The organism is Caproicibacterium sp. BJN0003, assembly GCF_026314295.1.
In the GTDB taxonomy this organism is placed as follows: Bacteria; Bacillota; Clostridia; order Oscillospirales; family Acutalibacteraceae; genus Caproicibacterium.
This window is the reverse complement of the sequence record NZ_CP111108.1, coordinates 93,817-113,891: the sequence shown is the minus strand read 5'-3', so window position 1 is coordinate 113,891 and position 20,075 is coordinate 93,817. Positions and strand designations below refer to the sequence as shown.

General features: G+C 43.8%; 19 protein-coding genes. 6 read left to right on the top strand and 13 right to left on the bottom strand.

Translation table 11 applies throughout. The features are described from left to right. Window positions 1-104: 104 nt before the first annotated feature. The 3 genes from OP489_RS00575 to aspS form a co-directional block, all read right to left on the bottom strand. A complete protein-coding gene (locus OP489_RS00575; RefSeq protein ID WP_266162448.1) occupies window positions 105-560 on the bottom strand; it encodes a winged helix-turn-helix transcriptional regulator in 456 nt (151 codons plus the stop codon). A gap of 41 nt (window positions 561-601) precedes the next feature. After that, on the bottom strand, window positions 602-1,258 hold the full coding sequence (locus tag OP489_RS00570; RefSeq protein WP_416232456.1) for an epoxyqueuosine reductase QueH: 657 nt from the start codon (window positions 1,256-1,258) through the stop codon (window positions 602-604). Between the two features lie 63 nt (window positions 1,259-1,321). After that, window positions 1,322-3,100, bottom strand: a complete 1,779-nt coding sequence (aspS, locus tag OP489_RS00565; RefSeq protein ID WP_266162447.1) for an aspartate--tRNA ligase — start codon at window positions 3,098-3,100, stop codon at window positions 1,322-1,324. A gap of 462 nt (window positions 3,101-3,562) precedes the next feature. Between aspS and mgtE the strand changes: the two genes are divergently transcribed. Continuing rightward, on the top strand, window positions 3,563-4,921 hold the full coding sequence (gene mgtE / locus OP489_RS00560; RefSeq protein ID WP_266162446.1) for a magnesium transporter: 1,359 nt from the start codon (window positions 3,563-3,565) through the stop codon (window positions 4,919-4,921). A gap of 69 nt (window positions 4,922-4,990) precedes the next feature. On the opposite strand, the gene OP489_RS00555 is transcribed toward mgtE, so the two are convergent. From OP489_RS00555 to OP489_RS00540, 4 genes are all read right to left on the bottom strand, one after another. Continuing rightward, window positions 4,991-5,425 (bottom strand): hypothetical protein, encoded by a 435-nt coding sequence (locus OP489_RS00555; RefSeq protein WP_266162445.1) that lies wholly within the window; start codon window positions 5,423-5,425, stop codon window positions 4,991-4,993. Window positions 5,426-5,542: 117 nt separating this feature from the next. After that, window positions 5,543-9,037 carry an FtsX-like permease family protein gene (locus OP489_RS00550; protein WP_266162444.1) on the bottom strand — a complete coding sequence of 1,165 codons (3,495 nt, stop codon included), beginning with the start codon at window positions 9,035-9,037 and terminating at the stop codon, window positions 5,543-5,545. Between the two features lies 1 nt (window position 9,038). Further along, a complete protein-coding gene (locus OP489_RS00545) occupies window positions 9,039-9,740 on the bottom strand; it encodes an ABC transporter ATP-binding protein (RefSeq protein WP_266162443.1) in 702 nt (233 codons plus the stop codon). Window positions 9,741-9,752: 12 nt separating this feature from the next. Further along, window positions 9,753-10,001 (bottom strand): Smr/MutS family protein, encoded by a 249-nt coding sequence (locus tag OP489_RS00540; protein ID WP_266162442.1) that lies wholly within the window; start codon window positions 9,999-10,001, stop codon window positions 9,753-9,755. Window positions 10,002-10,185: 184 nt separating this feature from the next. Between OP489_RS00540 and OP489_RS00535 the strand changes: the two genes are divergently transcribed. Next, window positions 10,186-11,349 (top strand): hypothetical protein, encoded by a 1,164-nt coding sequence (locus tag OP489_RS00535; protein ID WP_266162441.1) that lies wholly within the window; start codon window positions 10,186-10,188, stop codon window positions 11,347-11,349. Window positions 11,350-11,473: 124 nt separating this feature from the next. Here OP489_RS00535 and OP489_RS00530 read toward each other — a convergent pair whose 3' ends face one another. The 6 genes from OP489_RS00530 to OP489_RS00505 all read right to left on the bottom strand — a co-directional run bounded on the left by OP489_RS00530 (window position 11,474) and on the right by OP489_RS00505 (window position 15,856). After that, complete coding sequence (locus OP489_RS00530) at window positions 11,474-12,640, bottom strand: hypothetical protein (RefSeq protein WP_266162440.1); 1,167 nt, start codon at window positions 12,638-12,640, stop codon at window positions 11,474-11,476. Window positions 12,641-12,755: 115 nt separating this feature from the next. Further along, entirely contained in the window at window positions 12,756-13,037 is a 282-nt protein-coding gene (locus OP489_RS00525) for a LuxR C-terminal-related transcriptional regulator (RefSeq protein WP_266162439.1), read from the bottom strand. Next, window positions 13,034-13,237, bottom strand: coding sequence for a hypothetical protein (locus OP489_RS00520; protein ID WP_266162438.1), 204 nt, complete (start codon window positions 13,235-13,237; stop codon window positions 13,034-13,036). Before OP489_RS00520 ends, OP489_RS00525 begins: the two co-directional genes overlap by 4 nt. A 276-nt stretch (window positions 13,238-13,513) precedes the next feature. Continuing rightward, window positions 13,514-14,053, bottom strand: coding sequence for a rubrerythrin (rbr, locus tag OP489_RS00515; protein ID WP_180341723.1), 540 nt, complete (start codon window positions 14,051-14,053; stop codon window positions 13,514-13,516). Between the two features lie 95 nt (window positions 14,054-14,148). Further along, window positions 14,149-15,243 carry a redox-regulated ATPase YchF gene (ychF, locus tag OP489_RS00510; RefSeq protein WP_266162437.1) on the bottom strand — a complete coding sequence of 365 codons (1,095 nt, stop codon included), beginning with the start codon at window positions 15,241-15,243 and terminating at the stop codon, window positions 14,149-14,151. Window positions 15,244-15,340: 97 nt separating this feature from the next. Beyond that, complete coding sequence (locus OP489_RS00505) at window positions 15,341-15,856, bottom strand: GNAT family N-acetyltransferase (RefSeq protein WP_266162436.1); 516 nt, start codon at window positions 15,854-15,856, stop codon at window positions 15,341-15,343. 73 nt (window positions 15,857-15,929) lie between these two features. Here OP489_RS00505 and OP489_RS00500 point away from each other — a divergent pair, with 73 nt between their 5' ends. From OP489_RS00500 to ilvC, 4 genes are all read left to right on the top strand, one after another. Continuing rightward, entirely contained in the window at window positions 15,930-16,307 is a 378-nt protein-coding gene (locus tag OP489_RS00500) for a thioesterase family protein (protein ID WP_266162435.1), read from the top strand. Between the two features lie 197 nt (window positions 16,308-16,504). Beyond that, window positions 16,505-18,127 (top strand): biosynthetic-type acetolactate synthase large subunit, encoded by a 1,623-nt coding sequence (gene ilvB / locus OP489_RS00495; protein WP_266162434.1) that lies wholly within the window; start codon window positions 16,505-16,507, stop codon window positions 18,125-18,127. A gap of 15 nt (window positions 18,128-18,142) precedes the next feature. Beyond that, window positions 18,143-18,646 carry an acetolactate synthase small subunit gene (ilvN, locus tag OP489_RS00490; protein ID WP_266162433.1) on the top strand — a complete coding sequence of 168 codons (504 nt, stop codon included), beginning with the start codon at window positions 18,143-18,145 and terminating at the stop codon, window positions 18,644-18,646. 79 nt (window positions 18,647-18,725) lie between these two features. Further along, window positions 18,726-19,733 (top strand): ketol-acid reductoisomerase, encoded by a 1,008-nt coding sequence (ilvC, locus tag OP489_RS00485; protein ID WP_266162432.1) that lies wholly within the window; start codon window positions 18,726-18,728, stop codon window positions 19,731-19,733. The last annotated feature ends 342 nt before the right edge of the window (window positions 19,734-20,075 follow it).

The following is a 20,075-nucleotide window of genomic DNA, read 5'->3' as shown; positions in this document are numbered from 1 at the left end:
TGTTTATAAATCTATATATTGTGCTATTTTAAAGTAGGAGCGATTATTAAAAAGATCCGCAAACGCTTTTGATTAGCGCCTGCGGATCTTAATGGAGATTATTTTTAAAAAGTTTTTGCCCATTCTGCCATCTGTTGAGCAGCTGGAACAGCCCCTTTTGCAGAGGGGCTCAGCCGATACTCAACCTTTGGCGGAATCTCCTGGTATTGTCTGCGCTCAATCAGTCCATCTGCAGTCAACTCCCGCAGACTTTGGCTGAGCATCATATCTGTGATACCGGAAACTATATTTTTGATTTCTCCATAGCGCAAAGCGTCTTGTGCGGAATTCTCCAGTGCCAAAAGAATACGGAGCTTCCACTTTCCTCCGACTTTTGAAAGAGCCAGTGCCAAAAGGGAATCTGCATTATCCGCATTTTCCGAAACTTTTTCCTCTTCTTTAGGAGAAACAACCGGTTGCTTTTCCTGTTGTACCGCCTGCTTTTTTAGGTCTTTGGAAGATTTAGAAGAAGCCGTTTCTTCTCGGCTGCGCTTTTTCTTTTTTTCTTTATCTTTTTTCATATGTGATCCTTCTCCTTATAATCTTCATTCAGCTTCTAAAATTATTCGGACTGAGCATTCTGTAAAATTGCTTTTTCTTCTCTTTTTTTCTCTGCCTGCGCTGCAGAAAAGACACAGCCACAGTAGTTTTGCCGATAAAGGTGATATTCCTTAGAAAGGGCAATACTTCGGCTATATCCTCCGCGCTTTTTAAAGTCACTAAAAAGATAAGGAATCCCAATTTTTTCGCTGAGTTCTTTTCCGATCGCATTTAAAGCTTGCGCATCTTTATATGGGCTGATTGAAAGGGTCGTTGTAAAATAATCAAAGCCGTTTTCCTTAGCGACCTGTGCCGCCTGAAGCAAGCGCAGACGATAGCATCTATGGCACCGTTCGCCGCCCTCTGGGAGACTTTCCATCCCTTTCGCCATTTCAAAAAAGCATTCCGGGTCATAAGGACCTTCCAAAAATTCCACAGGGCTCGAAAACGGCATCTCCTTTAATAGGTGCTTTACTTCCCGTACCCGCTTTTCATACTCCTCTTTTGGAGAAATATTCGGATTATAATAATAAAGCGTAATCGCAAAATAGCGGCTGAGATATTCCAGAACATAACTGCTGCAGGGAGCACAGCACCCATGAAGGAGCAGCTTTTTTCTGCCATTTAAGTTCTGCAAGGTTCGATCCAGAACCAACTGATAATTTTCTTTTGGCGCCAAAATCAATCCCTCTATTCTGAAATGATCCGGCCTCTCTCCAAAAAAGGTTCGGAAAAATCGGCTTTATTTTTGTTTTACAACCTGAATTCCAAGTTCGTTCAGCTGTTTTTGATCGACTTCGGTAGGTGCTTCCGACATCAGTTCTGCAGAAGAAGCAACCTTCGGGAACGCAATCACATCACGAATAGAATCGCAGTTCAGCATCAGCATGACAAGGCGGTCAAGGCCAAAGGCCATACCACCGTGCGGCGGTGCTCCATAGCGGAACGCATCAATCAAGAATCCAAACCGGCGCTGTGCTTCTTCAGGTGTAAATCCAAGTGCTTTAAACATGCGGCGCTGCAGTTCGGAATCATTGATTCTGATGGAACCGCCGCCGACTTCATTTCCGTTCAAAACCATATCATAAGCTAATGCACGCACCGAACCAGGATCGCTTTCGAGCCGATCAAGATCCTGTGGATTCGGCATCGTAAACGGATGGTGCATTGCCATGAATCTTCCCTCTTCTTCGCTGTACTCAAAGAGCGGAAAATCAGTAATCCACAAAAGGCATGGCTTGCTGTCATCAATCAGGTTAAATCTGTGCGCAAGCTCACAGCGCAGAGCGCCCAACGTATCAAAGACCACTTTGTTTTTCGGATCGGCAACAAAGAACAGTACATCTCCGGGCTGTGCATCCATCTTTTTACGCAGCGCCTCGACTTCTTCTGCCTTCAAAAACTTTTCAAAGCTGCTTGTCTCTTTTTCAGCAAGGCGAGTCCATGCAAGACCCTTTGCTCCATAAGACTTCACCCATTCGCCCAGTTTATCAATTTCTTTGCGGGAAAGTGCCTGCGCCTGTCCCTTCAGATTGATTCCGCGAACGCTTCCGGTCTTCAGTGCACCGGAGAACACTTTAAATTCCGTGTCTTTCAGGCATTCACTCACATCAGTTAGTTCCATTCCGAAACGCAGGTCCGGCTTATCGGAGCCAAAACGCTCCATTCCTTCTTGCCATGTCATTCTGCGCAGCGGCAGCGGGATTTTAATTCCAAGAATTTCACGGTAAACTTTCTCGATAAAGCCCTCTGCAATCCCCATGACATCTTCCTGATTGACAAAGCTCATCTCAAAGTCGATCTGCGTAAATTCCGGCTGACGGTCTGCACGCAGATCTTCATCGCGGAAACAGCGGGCAATTTGCATATAGCGGTCAAATCCTGAAAGCATTAAAAGCTGTTTATAAAGCTGTGGGCTCTGCGGCAATGCAAAGAAATTGCCGGGGAACATCCGGGAAGGAACCAGATAATCTCTTGCGCCTTCCGGGGTGGATTTAATCAGGTCCGGCGTTTCAATCTCAACAAAGCCGTTTTCATCATAATAATCGTGTGCGACTTTAACAATCCGATGACGGCCGATAATTTTCTTCTGCATATCCGGACGGCGCAAATCCAGATAACGATATTTTAGGCGAGTATCTTCTTTTACATTGGAATTTTCTTCAATCGCAAAAGGCGGCGTTTCACTCTTCGAAAAGATACGCAGCTCCTGCACTTCTAATTCCACATCGCCGGTAGAAATTTCTTTATTTTTGCTGGTTCGCTCCCGTACAACGCCGACTGCCGCCAACACATATTCTGCACGCACGGAAAATGCTTTTTGGAATACATCCCGATCACAGCTCTCATCAAAAGCCAGCTGCAAAATACCAGTCCGGTCTCTTAAATCAATAAAAATCAGTTGTCCCAAATCGCGCTGACGCTGACACCAGCCGCAAACCGTAATTTTTTTTCCAACATCACTCAGGCGCACTTCACCGCAGTAACAGCTTCGTTTTAAGCCTGTCATAAATTCTGCCATGGTTTATAACCCTCCAAGATTGCAGATCTTTTTTTAAAAGTCCTGCATTTCTAAATCATTTTTTATTATAGCACAGCCGTCTTCAGAAAGAAATCAACTTTTCAAAATTCTGCTTTTCTCAACTCTGTTTTTTTAAAATTTTGCACGATTTTATATACATTTTAAAAGACTGTGTGTTATAATAAGAGTGTTCATGCAGAGATTCAAAAAAATTTAAAATAAGGAGGAGCACCAAGTGGACATCTATGACCGAAGCGCCCAAAATGACGATGACGTTCCTTTATGGACGACCATTTTAGCTCGATTGATTTTTTAATGAATCATCGGCTTTGGTGTTCGTTTTCCATAAGGGCTCGTTATGGCTGTGCGCAATTTTTAAAAAGTGATTTGCGCATAGCTATTTTTTCGCTGTTTGGGGTTCTCTGTCTCTTTACTTAAAAAAGCGAAGGAGGGACCTCCCATATGGACATTTCTAACAATGAAGAACTCAAAAATCAGCTCCTGGAATTTTTAAGCCAGCGCAACTTTGCAGCCGTACGCAAACTGCTCGACGATATAAACGAAGTAGATATTGCTGAACTGTTGGAAAAATTACCGGCTGAAAAATCGATTGTTGCATTCCGTACCCTGCCAAAAGAGGTAGCAGCCGAAGTTTTTTCCAATTTGGAATCGGATACCCAACAATATTTGGTGGAATCCATTACCGACCAGGAGCTGCACGAAATTCTGGAAGACCTTTCGGTTGACGATGCAGTGGATATGGTCGAAGAACTGCCGGCCAACATGGTCAAACGTGTTTTAAAAGTCGCTTCTAAAGATACCCGTACGCTGATCAATAAATTCCTGCAGTATCCGGAAAATTCTGCCGGCAGCATTATGACCGCCGAATTTATGGATTTGCGGCGGAATATGACAGTCAAAGATTCCATCCGCAAAATCCGCCGTACAGGAGAAGATAGTGAAACTATTTATACCTGCTATGTGATCGATGATCAGCGAATCCTGCAGGGAATTGTTACTGTAAAAGATTTATTGCTTTCAAATGACGACTGTCCGATCGAAGAACTGATGGACGAAGATATCATCAAAGCCACCACAACAGATGATCGAGAAGATGTCGCCAATAATTTTAGTAAATACGACCTTCTTTCCATGCCGGTAGTCGATAAAGAAAACCGTCTGGTAGGCATTATCACCGTTGACGACGCTATGGACGTCATGGAGCAAGAGGCCACCGAAGATATGCAGGTCATGGGCGCTATGGCGCCAGAAGAGACGCCCTATCTCAAAACCGGCGTTTTTCGCCTCGCTAAAAACCGAATTGTATGGCTTCTGATTCTGATGGTTTCCGGCATGATTAACGGGTCCATTCTTAATAACTACGAGGCTGCATTTTCGGCAATGCCGATCCTGGTCTCCTTTATCCCGATGCTTACCGATACCGGCGGCAATGCCGGCAGTCAGTCGAGTACCATCATCATTCGCAGCATGGCACTTGGAGAAGTCCAAATGCACGACTTCTGGAAAGTTCTCTGGAAAGAAATTCGAGTCAGTATCATGGTGGGCGTTATTTTAAGCGCAATCAATTTTATTCGTCTGATCATTCTTTATCCTGACCAGCCTTTAATTGCACTGACCATATCTCTTGCCATGATCTGCACCGTTATCATGGCAAAATCCATCGGTGGTGTACTGCCAATGATTGCAAAGGCACTGCATCTGGATCCTGCCCTGATGGCGGCACCGCTGATTACGACGATTGTGGATGCGGTTTCCTTGATTATTTATTTCTCGATTGCAGCACAACTTCTTCACGTATAAAAATTATTTATAGCTACACTTAAAACGGCACCGGAATTTTTTCCGATGCCGTTTTTTTATTTTTGATCCTTACAGATATTTTTTAAGACGTTCCACGTTATTCTCTTCAAATTTTCTCAGGCGCTCCATTAGACTTTTTATTTCTGGAGAAACTCCGCTCTCATATTTTTTGAGATTTTTGATTGCATCAATTACCCCCATATTGCTGCCGATCATCAGCATTTCGGCAATATGAGATACCGAACGATCAGTCAGGGTTTCCAAATTCACCATCAGATAAGTGCGAATTTTTTCAAAAGCACCCAGCCCTTTTTCCTCTTTTCCGTGGTTCTCGAGAAGTAATTTTACCTCTTTATGAATCGAATCATACTCCCGTTTCTGTCCTTCGAGTTGTTTCTCAAATTCCGGAGAATCTTTCACCATGGGAATCAGTTGCCCCAGTGTTTCCACCCCCATCTGTGAATTCTGATAAATAAAGTTCAGCAGTTCTGCGTCTCCATTCATATTGCTTTCACGCTCCTTTTTTCTGTAAAGTTCCCGTTTGGAGCGCTCTTTATGCAAAAAAGCCGAAACACTTTTCCTCCAAGTCAAGTTGTTTCAGCTTTTTATTTTTTATTCTATTTAATCAACCGATTTTAAAGATTCCACCATATTAATTCGTTTGAGTTTTCGGTTCATAAACAAATCAACAATCACAGAGAAAAGTAGGGTTAAGAGAGCACTATAGAGAAAGCTTTGCGGTGCAATTTCACGGCCAAACATCACCACATCTATTTCTACCGTTGTAATGACATAAGCGTGCATTAAAATTCCCAAAAGCAGTCCTGCTCCGCACCCTAAGATTGTCAGCCAGCTGGTCTCCCGATAAATATAAGCACTGACTTCACGATCATAGAATCCCAAGACTTTAATGGTCGCAAGTTCCCGCTGTCGCTCTGTGATATTGATATTCGTCAGATTGTAAAGGACGATAAACGCCAGCATCCCAGCACAGAAAATCAGAACCAAAATAATATTATTCAGCGATTCGATCATCTTCTCGAATGCTTTTGTTGTATCCCTCAAAAACGTAACAATAGAAATTCCATCGCTACTTAAAAGCTCATCGCTATAAGCTTTCTGTGCAACACTATCCGGAGCATTCGCTTCGATACACAATTCATTGTATTGAGGCTGATCTCCTGTGACAGATTCATAAAGCACAGGATCAATATAAAGGAAATGATAAAGATAGTTTTCCGTAATTCCAGTTACCGTAAACGAAACTTCTTTTCCCTCATTATTTTTAATGATTACTTTTCCGCCCACAGAAACCCCCAGTTGACCGGCAGCTTTTTCAGTAAGAACAACGCTATTGCTTCCAAAAGGCACTTGTTCATGGGTTTTTCTCAAACGCAGGTTCACAAAATTCGGAAGTTCATCCGCTGTTTCCGGTACAAAAAGGTAGCCGGAAATGCTCTTTCCGCTTTCATTGTCAATATCAATATTACGGCGCTCATCTTTCATCCAGCCGGAAGTCTTTTGGGGATCTTCCAAAACTTTTTTCGCTTCCTCAGAAACGTTCCCGTCTTTCAGATGTGCCACCACGTTATAAGAATAAAGCACATTATACTGATTCGTAATGATGTCGGAAATACTGTCTTTAATTCCATATCCGGTCAAAAGAAGCCCCGTCGCGCCGGCAATTCCAACAATCGTCATAATGAGACGCCGCTTATAGCGAAACATATTCCGCGCAGTCACTTTGCTGGTAAATTTCATACGGCGCCAAATCGGATGAATCCGCTCAAGGAGGATTCGCTTTCCAGGCGACGGTGCCTTTGGCAGCATCAGAGAGGCTGGGGATTCTTTCAGAGAAGAAACCACTGCAAAAGCAGTCGCCCCCAAAGAAGTTCCCAAAGAAGCAAAAAATCCGATCGCCGTATACTTAAGGTTAAACTCCAAAATCGCAGGCGGTGCAACATAAATCAGGCGATAGCTGTTCCAACAAATCGGCGGCAAAACATACATTCCTAAAGGAATTCCCACTGCACAGCCTACCACTCCTGCAACTGCCGCATAGAACAGATATTTTTTCAGGATTGTATGTTTAGAATATCCCAAAGAAAAATAGGTTCCGATAAGGACCCGCTCCTCTTCCACCATACGGGTCATTGTTGTAAGTGCGACAAGCGCCGCAACTAAAAAGAATAGACCCGGAAACACGGTGGAAATGGAATCCATTCGATCTGCATCGCTTTCAAAGCTTGCAAATCCAAGATTCTTGTGGCGGTCAAGGATATACCATGTAGGCGCTTTCAGTCCATCTAATTTTGCTTTCCCGTCGTCGAGTTCCTGTTTCGCATTTAAAAGCTTTTCTTCTGCCTCTTTTTTTGCATCGTCATAAGATTTCTGTCCATCAGAAAGCTTGTTTTTGGCTTCTTCCAACTGCTGTCTTCCCTGTGCCAAACGTGTTTCATTTGCAGAAATCTCTTTTTGAGCGCTGTCAAGTTTTTCTTTTGCCGCAGAAAGCTGTTCCCATCCGGAATCTACTTTCTGTTGATTCTCAGCGATCTCCGTTTCGGCGGAAGTGATCGCTTCTTGTCCCTCTAAAATCTGTTGCTCCGCAGAAGTCTGCTGTGCCCTCATAGAATCGAGCTGTGGAGAAAGCGTATTTGCCTGCACAAGAAGGGCACTAAAATTTTGCAGTTCGGAATTTGCGGCGGTTATCCCGTCATTCACTTGCTGCAAACCGCTTTCCCCCTCAGAAAGCCCTGCATTTACCTGATCGAGTTGATTTTGCAGTTTCGTTTTTTGATTTTCGTAATCAGAAGCTTTTGGATCCAGCGCATTTATCTGTGCATTAAGCGTTTCTGCCTGGGCTTTTAGCCCCGCGACTTGAGCTTCCAAAGGTTTCTGTTTTGCGGTTAGATCATTGATTGTCTGCTGTGCCTGCTTGATGCCGGTTTCCAGCTGCGGAATACTTTGCACCAGCTGTTCTGCCTGAAAGAATTGATCTTTTCCTTCTTCCAGCTTTTTCTTTGCATCCTCTAACTGCTGCTTTTTTTCTGCTAGGGTTTCTTTCCCTGCATCAATCTGGTCCTGCGCAGCATTTAGCTGCGGAATCATCTCCGCCGCTTTTTCCTGATAAGCCGCAAGTCCACTCTCATACTCCTGCTTCCCTGCAGCAAGCTTTGCTTCTGCATCTTCCAGTGTTTGCTCATTTTTGGCAATCTGCGCCGCCCCATCCAAAAGCTTCTGCTGCGCTTCATTTAGCTGCGTATCCGTATCGGCCTTTGCATCATCATATTTTTTCTGAGCATCGGAAAGTGTCTGCTCTGCATCTGATTTTACTTCCTGCAAGCGATCATCCTGCCGCGACTCCCGGATGTCCTCCAGATGATCACTCACCGCACCGACAATCTCATCATACCGATCTGAAAAAGTGCTGACTGAATCTGCGCCCTTTACCTTGAGATAGAGCGTCGAATAAGCACTGCTTTTAAAATCTTCCGGCAAAATAAAGGCGTAGCGGTCAAGCTGACCATTCCCAATGGTTGTCGTCCCGACTGAAAAGCTAACGTAATACGAAGAATTCACATAGCCAACCACTGTAAACGTATCTGTCTTCAAGGTATCCGAAAGCCCGCCTGTACAGGACTGCATTGTAATGGTTGAGCCTAACTCGATACTATTCTTGATGTCTTTCCCTTTTTCAACAACACATTCTCCGCTGTTCTGCGGCCAGCGTCCTTCGACCAAAGTCGGACGGTTCATCGATTCCGTCGACGTATCTTCTGCCCCCAACGGTGGGAGCGCATGAATTCTAATCGTAATATCTTTCTGATCTACCGTTGTGACGGCATCGGTATAATAGGTCGGCATTACCGCTTCGACGCCTTCGACCTGAGAAACAGCTTCCACATCCGAATCCGAAAATCCCATGGTGGACAAAAGCTGAAGGTCCATCAGGTTGCCGTCTTTCATATATTGGTCAACCGTTCTGCGCATATCCGGTGCCGTTGACCGCAAGCCGGCATAAAATCCTGCACCCAACGCTACGATTAGTAAGATCGCAAAAAATCGACCCTTTGACCGCGAAATGGAACGGCGGATTTCAGTTCTGAAAGCTTTCATCTCACCATTCAATCCTTTCAGCGCTCATTGGATTTTCGTTCAGCTCCATTTTCTGAACTTTTCCTGAATGAATATGAATCACCCGATCTGCAAGGGCAGTAAATGCCTGATTATGCGTAATGACAATCACGGTTCTCCCGGTATTGCGGCAGGTATCCTGTAAAAGCTGAAGGACTGCCTTTCCGGTGCGGTAATCCAGTGCGCCGGTCGGCTCATCACAGAGCAGCAACTTTGGATTTTTTGCAAGAGCGCGGGCAATCGCAACCCGCTGCTGCTCGCCGCCCGAAAGCTGTGCCGGAAAATTATCCGCCCGCTCTTCGAGTCCCACTTCCCGCAAAACTTCCATCGCATCCAGCGGATCCTTACAGATTTGAGACGCCAATTCTACATTTTCGAGCGCCGTCAGATTCTGCACCAGATTATAAAACTGAAAAACGAACCCTACATCGTATCGCCGGTACTGCGTAAGCTGTTTTTGATTATAACTGCTGATATTTTTCCCATCTAAAAGGATCTCTCCACTCGTACAAGAATCCATGCCCCCCAGCATATTGAGCACGGTAGTCTTTCCCGCACCGCTTGGACCAACGATAATAACAAACTCTCCTTTTTCGATGGAAAAATCAACACCGTCCGCCGCATGGATTGAAACTTCACCCATTTGATAAAACTTGGTCACATCATGAAATTCTACAAAAGCCATATGATTCTCCCGTTATTTTAAAATCAGTCGGGTCTCCCCGGGGTTTAGCGCGATCATCTTTGTCTTGATGCGAGGGTGATGAAAATGGTAACGAATCATATCTCGAAGAGCCGTCCCGCCGTGATACCCGTGAATTACGCGCACCTCGCGGACAGAATTCGGCGCATGAGAAAGATAAGAGGTCAACTCCCGCTGTGCGTCTTTGACCAGTGTATTATGAAAATCCAGTTCCACCACCGGGCCGCTTCCTCGCTCTACCATTATAAATGATGCCCCTTTCGCATATTGATATTATTATACACATTTAAGATAAAAAGTGTATGAACTTTTTTATCTCAAAGGGGCTTTTGACTTTCTCAGGAAAAGTCCTTCCCATTTGCTTGAAAAAGATAGAAAGGTAGGATAAAATAGAAAAGTAAGTTTTTAGAAAGGAGCACCGCAGAACATGAAATTGATTGACCTACGCAACATTTTTACAAACTGCAATGATGTTTTGATCGATATCTGCGGTGATCTAATCTATTATGCGGAAGAAAAAATAGAGGACGGCAAACAGAGTCTTTTCCTTTTGCGCTACAACAGTGCCACCCAAAAAGAAGATCTACTCGCAAATTATCTGGTACAAAAACCTGGCTATATGATGCACTACTTTTCGTTTCCCACTGATTTTCTCGTTGTAATGGAAAACGGCAGTGGAGAAGCATGGGTTCTGCGTCTGAGTAAAGAAGGCAAAGAAAAGAATTTTGATCAGGTGACTTTTGCAGGAAATTACTCCGGTAGTTTTGCGATTGATGAATCCCACATTCTTTTTTACGTGGAAGAAAACGATCGGGACGAAGCGCTGTTTCATGAATATCAGCTGCATACCGGAAACTCTCGGGCGGCTTATCTTTACGATTTGGAAACCAGCCGCTGCCGGAGCATTCGGGATAAGCGGATCTGTGCGGGTGCAGCGCTGATTCCATTTATCGGCGGAGAAATTCCGCAGCTTCTTTTGCTGCAGCCTCATGGTACAGAGGAAGACAAACGAAAATGCTATCAGGATAAGCGATGGCTTGGAGATGATATTTCTGATTCTGTTTGGCTTGGGATGCAAAGCGAAATATTGGATGCAATTCATTATGGAAAAAGTGAATTGCCGATGGAATGCATTCTTCGCGCCGGTACCGACGGGCTTGTTCGTTATGCCGGTCAGGACGAAAAATCTCTCTATTTCCGCGCCTTATATTTTCCCAAAAATGACCAACGGCTGATTGCGGTTGATAAAGAAACCGGACATAAAACAGTTGCCGCGAACCTAACTCTTGCCGGGAATGAGAAAGATGCACAATTTCAGATTGACGGGGAATGTCGGGTTTTTCAAATTAGTCACGGCAAAGATGGAATTCATGTAAAAGGAATTCTCCACAGTTCAGTAGATGCCTGTTACAACACTGAAATGGGGAATTTTATCACCTGCCTTGATGACCGTTACCTTTTAGCCCGCTATGAAATGACGGATGAAAAAAGTACCTTTGTTTTTTATTCTCTTTATGATCTAAAAACCGGAAAGACACAAAGTTATGAAGGGGATTGTGCAGTCCGCGGAGATATGGTCGTCCTATTCTAAATTGACAAAGTGATTTTAAAATAAAAAGGCAGCGGCACAAGCATTTCTACTTGTGCCGCTGCCTTTTATAAAAATCCGTTATACATTATAATATAGAGGCTAGCTCCATATTCGTCCTCTTTTGTTATGCTGCAGAGCTGGTACTGCTTACCGCATCAGAAGTACTTGAGGTACCTTCTGAAGAAGTATCTTCCGAAGAAGCTGCCGCACTGCTGGATGGAGCTGTATAGAACAGATCCGGCGTATACGCATTGATGCAGGCTATATTATAGGTTGCATTCGTATAATTTTCCGCTTTCTGTTCAATGTCCTGCTGGAATTCGTCCCCTTTGAGTCCATTTAAAACAGAAAGTTTTGTCTGCTCTTTCTGCAGTTCTGTATCTGTTTGGGTCTTAATATCGCGCTTGCTGACAAGGATATAATAGGAACCAATATCAAGCACCTGTACATCTCCGCCGTTCATATTCTGAATCCCTGTAACCACGTCTGTGGGAAGTCCGCTGGTTTCCAAATCTGTTGTTACATCCTGATACGGGGAAGCGGTAACGGTATCGGAGTGTGCATTCATATAATCCGTTCCCACATCAGACATGGACTTTTTGCCGCTTTTTACTTCATTTGCATAACCTTCCAGCTCTGCTTTGATCTTTGCTTTATCATCATCACTCATAACACTGTAAGATCCGGTTGAGGAATCCATGCTATAAAGAGAAACAGGAACCATCTCAAAAGAAGCAAAGTTCTTTTCAAAATATGCCTTCTGATCGTCTGCGCTGATTTCTTTGCTTCCGCCTTGTCCATAGATTGCTTCAAAGACCTTCTCATACTTGACATAATATTCAGCATAGGCAATCTGGAAAGACGACTTTGCAATATTATATTTCTCCAAGGTGGAACCATAGCCTGCATTGGAAGAAGAGCCATTCCAAGCAGAGTCCATCTCCGTGCTAATTGTTTTATTATCATCATCAGAAAGGGTCAGATTCAGGTCTTTCATCATATCATCAATGACAAAGATCTGATTAATGCTATTCTTAGCGGTATCTTTCGTCCATGTAAATGCATCTTTGCCATCAATTGTTTGGGCTTTCATATCCATATAGGTGGTATATCCCGCCTTTGTTTTTGCCTGATTATAAGCACTGAAAAGTTCATAAATATAAACGCCTGCCGGAAGTTGGGTATCTCCCGATTTTGCACACCAGGACTTGTCCCCTCCGATCGTACAGCCTGAACTGCAAAGCGCCACTGCACCCGCCATTAAGGCTGCGAGAATCTTTTTAGACTTCATAGTTTCACACTCCAAAATTAATTTTGTATTTTTTTAACAAATTAGAATTGTTTTCATTATAGCCTTGTTTACACAATTTGTCTACCGCCTTTCTTGTTCTAAAAAGTCGAATTTCCTAGAAAGGATAATAGCGAAAAATCCGCTGTAGACGGCGCAAACCTGCGCCGATATGTTTTTCGACTGTCGGCGGTGTAATCTCCAGATCTTCCGCTATCTTTTTAATTGCTTCACCCTCACATCGGCGCCAAAGACATTCTCTCTGCCGCTCAGTCAGTTCCTCCTCCATCGCAAGTTTTACTGTTTGACAAAGCCTTTCTCTTCTGGGGTCTTCCTGTTCCGGCTCCTGTGCTGCGATTCCCTTTTTTAGGGCCTCCAGACTAAGCAGCTTTGTCCTCATGCGTAATGCCTTTTCAAATAGAGACCGGTAAACCGGCACTCCAGATACATCTGATAAAGCATTGCCTGCCGCCGCTGCAGAAAAATCGTTTCTTCAAAGCCAAGCCTTTTCTGTTTCAGTCGATTTTTAATCGGTACGATTGCCTCCTTCAGTTTTTGGGCCTCGCCTAAGTATTCGTTTGATAATGCTAAATAATCCATTCGTTTATCCACTCGCTTTCCTGAATTTCTCGGTCGGGTAAATTTTCTCTCCTCTTTTTATTCTATGAGCTTCTGCGGACAAGCGCAATAATTATTCGAACATTTATTCTTTCAATTTGGGGTCATGTCCCAAAAATGGGACATTGGATTAAATATTCACAAATTTAGTGCTAATTTTCTGTCTGTTTTTTCATGGAAATACAAGAAAAACCGGCAAGCCAAAAATGGTTTGCCGGTTTTTGTAAGTTTTGTAAGATTAAAAATTCAATTTATCAATTAATAGTTAACTGCGCGGCGCTCAAAATAAGCTTGTGGATGCTTACAAGCAGGGCATACTTTTGGAGCTTCTTTGCCAACATAAATATAACCACAGTTCCGACATACCCAGACTGTTTCTTCGTCGCATTTGAAAACGATATCCTCTTTCAAATTAGAAAGCAGCTTGCGATAGCGCTCCTCATGTGATTTTTCAACCGTCGCAATGTCACGCATCGTCTGTGCAATTTGCGCAAAACCTTCTTTATCAGCTTCCTCTGCAAAATGCTTATACATATCGGTCCATTCGTAATTTTCACCGGCAGCCGCATCGGCCAAATTGGTCATGGTATCCGGGATCTCACCATTATGAAGAAGTTTAAACCAAAGTTTTGCATGCTCTTTTTCATTATTGGCTGTTTCTTCAAAGATGGCTGCAATTTGCTCATATCCATCTTTTTTTGCCCGGCTTGCATAGTAAGTATATTTATTACGTGCCTGACTCTCGCCGGCAAATGCAGCCGCCAGATTTGCTTCTGTTCTACTTCCTTTGAATTCCATACGAATTACCTCCTAATTTCATTTTGATTTATGCAAATTCTAAAGAAAAGAAAAATTTTCTTTTCCTCAAAAAGAATTGCCAAAAAAAGAATTCCTTAAACATTAAACCTAAAAAGGACTACATCTCCGTCTTGCATCACATAGTCTTTGCCTTCACTGCGGTAGAGACCTTTCTCTTTTGCCGCGGCAATGGAACCACACTCCACCAAATCTTTAAAAGAAACAATCTCGGCACGGATAAAGCCACGCTCAAAATCCGTATGAATCTTTCCCGCAGCCTGCGGTGCTTTTGTTCCTTTTTTAATGGTCCATGCACGAACTTCGGGTTCTCCGGCAGTCAAAAAGCTGATCAAGCCTAAGAGGGAATAGCAGGCGCGAATCAGACGATCCAGCCCAGATTCCTTTAACCCCAAATCCGCAAGGAACAACTCTTTTTCGTCAGGCTCCATATCGCCCATTTCTGCTTCCATCTCTGCACAGATCGGCAATACCGCCGCATGCTCCTCATTTGCAATCGTTTCGACTTCTGCAAGGAAATGATTCTGATGAATATCAGCTTTAAAATCCGCCTCACTCATATTGGCAGCATAGATAATTGGTTTATTGGTCAAAAGATTGACGGTGGAAAGAAGCGCCGCTTCATCTTCGTTACATTCGACACTGCGTGCAGGTTTTCCAGCATCTAAAGCTTCTTTGACCCGTTTAAAAAAGTCAAGTTCAATCTGGTATTTTTTATCTGCTTTAATCATCTTCTGGGTCTTATCAATTCGGCGGTCCAAGACTTCCAAATCCGAAAGAATTAATTCCACATTAATCGTTTCAATATCACGCTTCGGATCAATGCTGCCCTCTACATGAACAATATCGTCATCTTCAAAACAGCGGACAACGTGGACGATTGCATCCACTTCTCGAATGTTGGCAAGAAATTTATTGCCGAGTCCTTCACCTTTGCTGGCTCCTTTTACAAGGCCCGCAATATCTACAAACTCAATGCTAGCCGGCGTAAACTTCTTCGGATGATAAAGATCCGAAAGCCAGTTAAGACGCTTATCCGGTACCGCCACGACCCCAATATTCGGCTCGATAGTACAAAACGGGTAGTTTGCGCTCTGTGCTCCTGCATTTGTAATCGCGTTGAACAAGGTGCTCTTTCCTACGTTCGGCAGTCCTACAATTCCTAATTTCATACGGTGATCCCTCTTTGTCTTTTCGTTTTTTATAATATCATGAAGAATTTGGAAAGTCAATGTAAATTTAATAATAATTATTATTTTTCTGCATGTTTTATTTTGTTTTTGAGATAATCTTCTCCATTATGTAGTCATCCATCACAAATCCGCCGCCAATATCGGTGACAACGCTGTCGGTAATCTGAAATCCGCGATGCTGGTAAACTGCAAGGGGAATTTTATTGTATTTATTGACAGTAAGCCAAATCGACCGGCGTCCTTCTTTTCGGCAAAGATCTTCGAGAAAATCAAAAGCTCTGGTGGAAAAGCCTTGTCCTCTTTCTTCTTTTTTAAGATACAGTTTACTTAAAAAAAGCCGTTCTTCGTCACCAGGATTCACCGCAACTCCCGTATAGCCAATCAGCACTCTCTCTTTTAAGAAACGATAATAGCGGTATCCTTCCATTTTCGTCTGGCGGCGCATCGCGGTGAGAGACTGAAATTTTTCCACCATATATGCCACCTGTTTTTCTCCGATAATCGGCGTAAAATGTTCTTCCCAGATTTCTTTTGCTAAAGCAGCAACCTGAGGTAAATCTTCCTCTTCTGCTTTTACAATTTGCAGCTCCAATTTACAGTTCTCCTTGTCCCTTTTTCAGAAAATATGATATAGTAAGTATAACATGATTCTAGGAGGGATTACAATGCAAGAAACAAAATTGACCATCACAAAAACCGTAACCGAAGATATGCTCGCTGTAAATGTTGGATCCGGCAGTCTGCGGGTACTTGCCACTCCAACTCTGGCTGCCCTTTTTGAGAACGCTTCCATGAATCTCGCTGCCAAATATTTGGACGAGGGCTCCACAACGGTCGGCTGTTCCATCACAGTCAATCACAATGCCCCCTCTCCTTTAGGTGCCGAAATTACCGTAACGGCAGTTTTAACAAAACATGAGGGACGCTTTTTCGATTTCTCTTTGACTGCGAGTGATAATAAAGGTGAAGTTGCCACTGGAGTTCATCAGCGCGTTTCCGTTTTTTCCAACCGTTTCCAGGAAAAAGCCGATTCCAAGCTATAAAAAATACCATTTTGAAAAAAATAATTTAAAAAATAAATTTTCCGAGTTAAATTGCTAAACTTTTTATTGACCTTCTTGTTATTCTATCGTATAATTACTAATTAAATTCGGAAAAAGTTTTGCCGATCCTTTCTCCGGATCGGCTTTTTTATTAAGAATATTTTAGCGGTTTATCAGCAAAAGAGGAGGAAATATTTATGTTTAGCGGCGCACAGATTATGGTAAAGTGTCTGGAAAAAGAAAATGTTAATCTTGTTTTCGGTTATCCGGGCGCCGCAATCTGCCCTTTTTATGATTGCCTTTTCGAATCTGAGATCCAGCATATTCTCTGTCGGGAAGAACAGAATGCGGCACACGAGGCCAGCGGATATGCCCGCTCCAGCGGAAAGATTGGTGTTTGTGTTGCGACCTCCGGCCCCGGTGCAACTAATTTAATTACCGGCATTGCAACTGCTTATATGGATTCAATTCCACTGATCATTATCACCGGCCAGGTGAATTCATGGCTTTTGGGGCGCGATGTTTTTCAGGAAGCCGACATTACCGGTGCCTGTGAAAGTTTTACAAAGCACAGTTATCTTGTAAAAGACGCAAATGATCTAACCCATATCTTTAAAGAAGCATTCTATATTGCCTCTACCGGACGTCCCGGTCCCGTTTTGATCGATATTCCCACCGATATTCAAAACCAGATGGTAGAAGATTTCCACTATCCGGAAAAAGCACAGATCCGTGGTTATAAGCCCCGCACCCAGGGACATATTATGCAGATCAAAAAAGCGCTCACTGCTATCGGTAAAGCAAAGCGCCCCATCCTCTGCTGCGGCGGCGGCGTGGTGCTTTCGGGCGCCAGAGAAGAAATGATTGCCTTTGCAACAAACAGCGGAATTCCCGTCTGTGCAACCATGATGGGGATCGGCGTAATTCCGATGAATAGTGATCATTATCTCGGAATGATCGGAACCCACGGCAGAGAAAGCGCCAATCGGGCACTAAAAAAAGCCGACTTGGTAATTCTATGCGGCGCAAGAGTGGGGGACCGTGCTGTTAGTTCTCCGGAACAAATCGCCAATAAAGCCGTGATTATTCATATTGACATTGACCCCGCAGAAATTGGAAAGAATATGCAGGTAGATATTCCGATTGTCGGCGATATCCGTGGTGTTCTGCACACGATGGCAGAAGAAATCACTGATACGGTTCCGGAAGAGTGGAAAGAAGAAGTCTTAGAGCTTAAAAATCAGTATCCGCTCCGTGGAGTCCCCCGGGAGGATGCGGTAGAACCCCGGGTCTTTATCCGCGACCTTTCTTCTATGATGGAAGAAAATGCGATTCTTGTCGCTGATGTAGGGCAAAATCAAATTTGGTCGGCACGCAATTTTAATGTAAAGCTGGGCAGATTTCTAACAAGCGGTGGCCTTGGCACCATGGGATATTCCATTCCAGCGGCAATCGGTGCAAAACTCGCAAAGCCTCACCGAGAGGTTGTCGCCGTCTGCGGAGACGGCTCCTTTCAGATGGCAATGTGCGAACTTGGCACCATCATGCAGTATCAAATTCCAATTAAAATTATCATCATGCAAAATGGTACTCTTGGTATGGTCAAAGAATTTCAAGATAAACTTTATCACAGCCACTATATTGCAACACAGTTAAAAGGCGGCGAACCGGATTTTGTTCTTTTGGCAAAAAGCTATGGAATCAAAGCAGAATACGCTTTTTCCAACCGAGAAGCGAAAGAAGCCGCCGCACGAATGCTCAAAAGTCCTGATCCCTATATTTTGGTATGCCGAGTTGATCCGGATACCCCAAGTATTTAAAGGAGGGCAGTTTTAATGAAATCTACACTTTCTGTACTGGTCGAAAACCAGCCTGGCCTGCTCTCAAAAGTGGTCAGCCTTTTTGCCCGGCGGGGATTCAATATTGATTCTCTTGCGGTGGGCGTTACGGAAGACTCCACCATCTCCCGCATTACAATCGTAGTGGACGGCGATGAATCCATCATCGAGCAGGTGGAAAAACAATTAAATAAGCTGATTCAGGTTATTAAGGTAAAAGTGTTAACGCCCGGCAATTTTCTTTCCCGAGAGTTATCTCTCATCAAGGTCAATTGCCGCACACAGGACCGGATCGACCTGATGAAGATTGCTGAGCTAATGAAAGCTCGGATTATAGATGTGGCGCCCAGCAGCCTGACCTTGGAAATTTCGGATACACAGGAAAATACCCAAACTTTGATTGATTTGGTACATCCCTATGGAATTAAAGAAATTGTCCGAACCGGTGCAATCGCAATTGAAAAGGGTGCTCAAATCACAAGGAGTAAAGTAAATCCCTGATTCTTTTACGTTAACCCAACTCTTTTCAGAGTTCCGTTTATAAATTTTAAGCCTGAGAAAGGCAAGGAGGAAAAAACATATGCCAAAGATCTATTACGACGCAGACTGCGACATCAACGTTCTCAAGGGGAAGACCGTTGCAATTATTGGCTACGGCAGCCAGGGTCATGCTCACGCTCTAAACTTGCGTGACAGCGGTGTAAATGTAATTGTCGGCCTCTATAAAGGCAGCCGGCGCTGGGATCATGTAAAAGAGATGGGCTTTGATGTTATGACCACTGCAGAAGCCACCCAGAAGGCAGATATCATTATGATGCTGACTCCTGATGAAAAGCAGGCGGATATTTATAAGAAAGACATCGCTCCCTACTTGACTGAAGGGAAAGCACTTGCCTTTGCCCATGGCTTTAACATCCACTTTAAACAGATCGTCCCGCCTAAGAACATTGATGTTTTTATGATCGCTCCGAAGGCACCGGGTCACACCGTCCGTTCTGAGTTTGTCGAAGGCAAAGGCACCCCGGCTCTGGTTGCGGTTTACCAGGATGCTTCCGGTCACTGCCTCGACACCGCACTGGCTTATGGCGCAGGTTTGGGCGCAGCTCGTGCAGCTCTGATGGAAACCACCTTTAAGATTGAAACTGAAACTGATCTGTTCGGTGAGCAGGCAGTCCTCTGCGGCGGGGTTACCGCTTTGATGCAGGCTGGATTTGAAACACTGGTTGAGGCTGGTTATCCGGCAGAGAATGCTTACTTCGAATGTATCCATGAGATGAAACTGATTGTCGATCTGATTTACACCGGCGGCTTCAGCTTCATGCGCTACTCCATCTCCGACACTGCTGAGTTCGGCGATTATGAGACTGGCAAACGTCTTGTCACTCCAGAAACGAAAGCCGAGATGAAGCAAATTCTTACCGAGATCCAGGATGGCACCTTTGCTTCCAAATGGATTGCAGAGAACAAAGCAGGCGGCCGTGCACACTTTAACGCATGCCGTGAAAGAGCTGCTTCTCACCAGCTGGAAAAAGTCGGTAAAGAGCTGCGTAAAATGTACGCTTGGAACGACGATAAATACGCCGACTAATTTTTTAAAATTTGCGGCATAATTCGCTATATAAAGTGAAAAAGGAAGGCTCCTGTACCAAATTGGTATTGGGAGTCTTCCTTTTTTTAATTGTTTGTATGGAAGGGGTATTTTTTATGCTAGACAAAAAGGTGCAGGGCTCTTAAATGCTCAAGTTGCACGCGGATTCTACTCTGCCTATTTATCTGAATTTTTCTAATTGGTATAAAGTGCAAATGCAGGAGAAATGAAATTATTCTATGGTAATGCTCTAATATTTTTTGAACAGCGGCGAAAAGAGCTCTCTGGATCCCGTCAAAAAATGGGATGAAAAACTGACTAACTTTTAAAATCTATTGTATT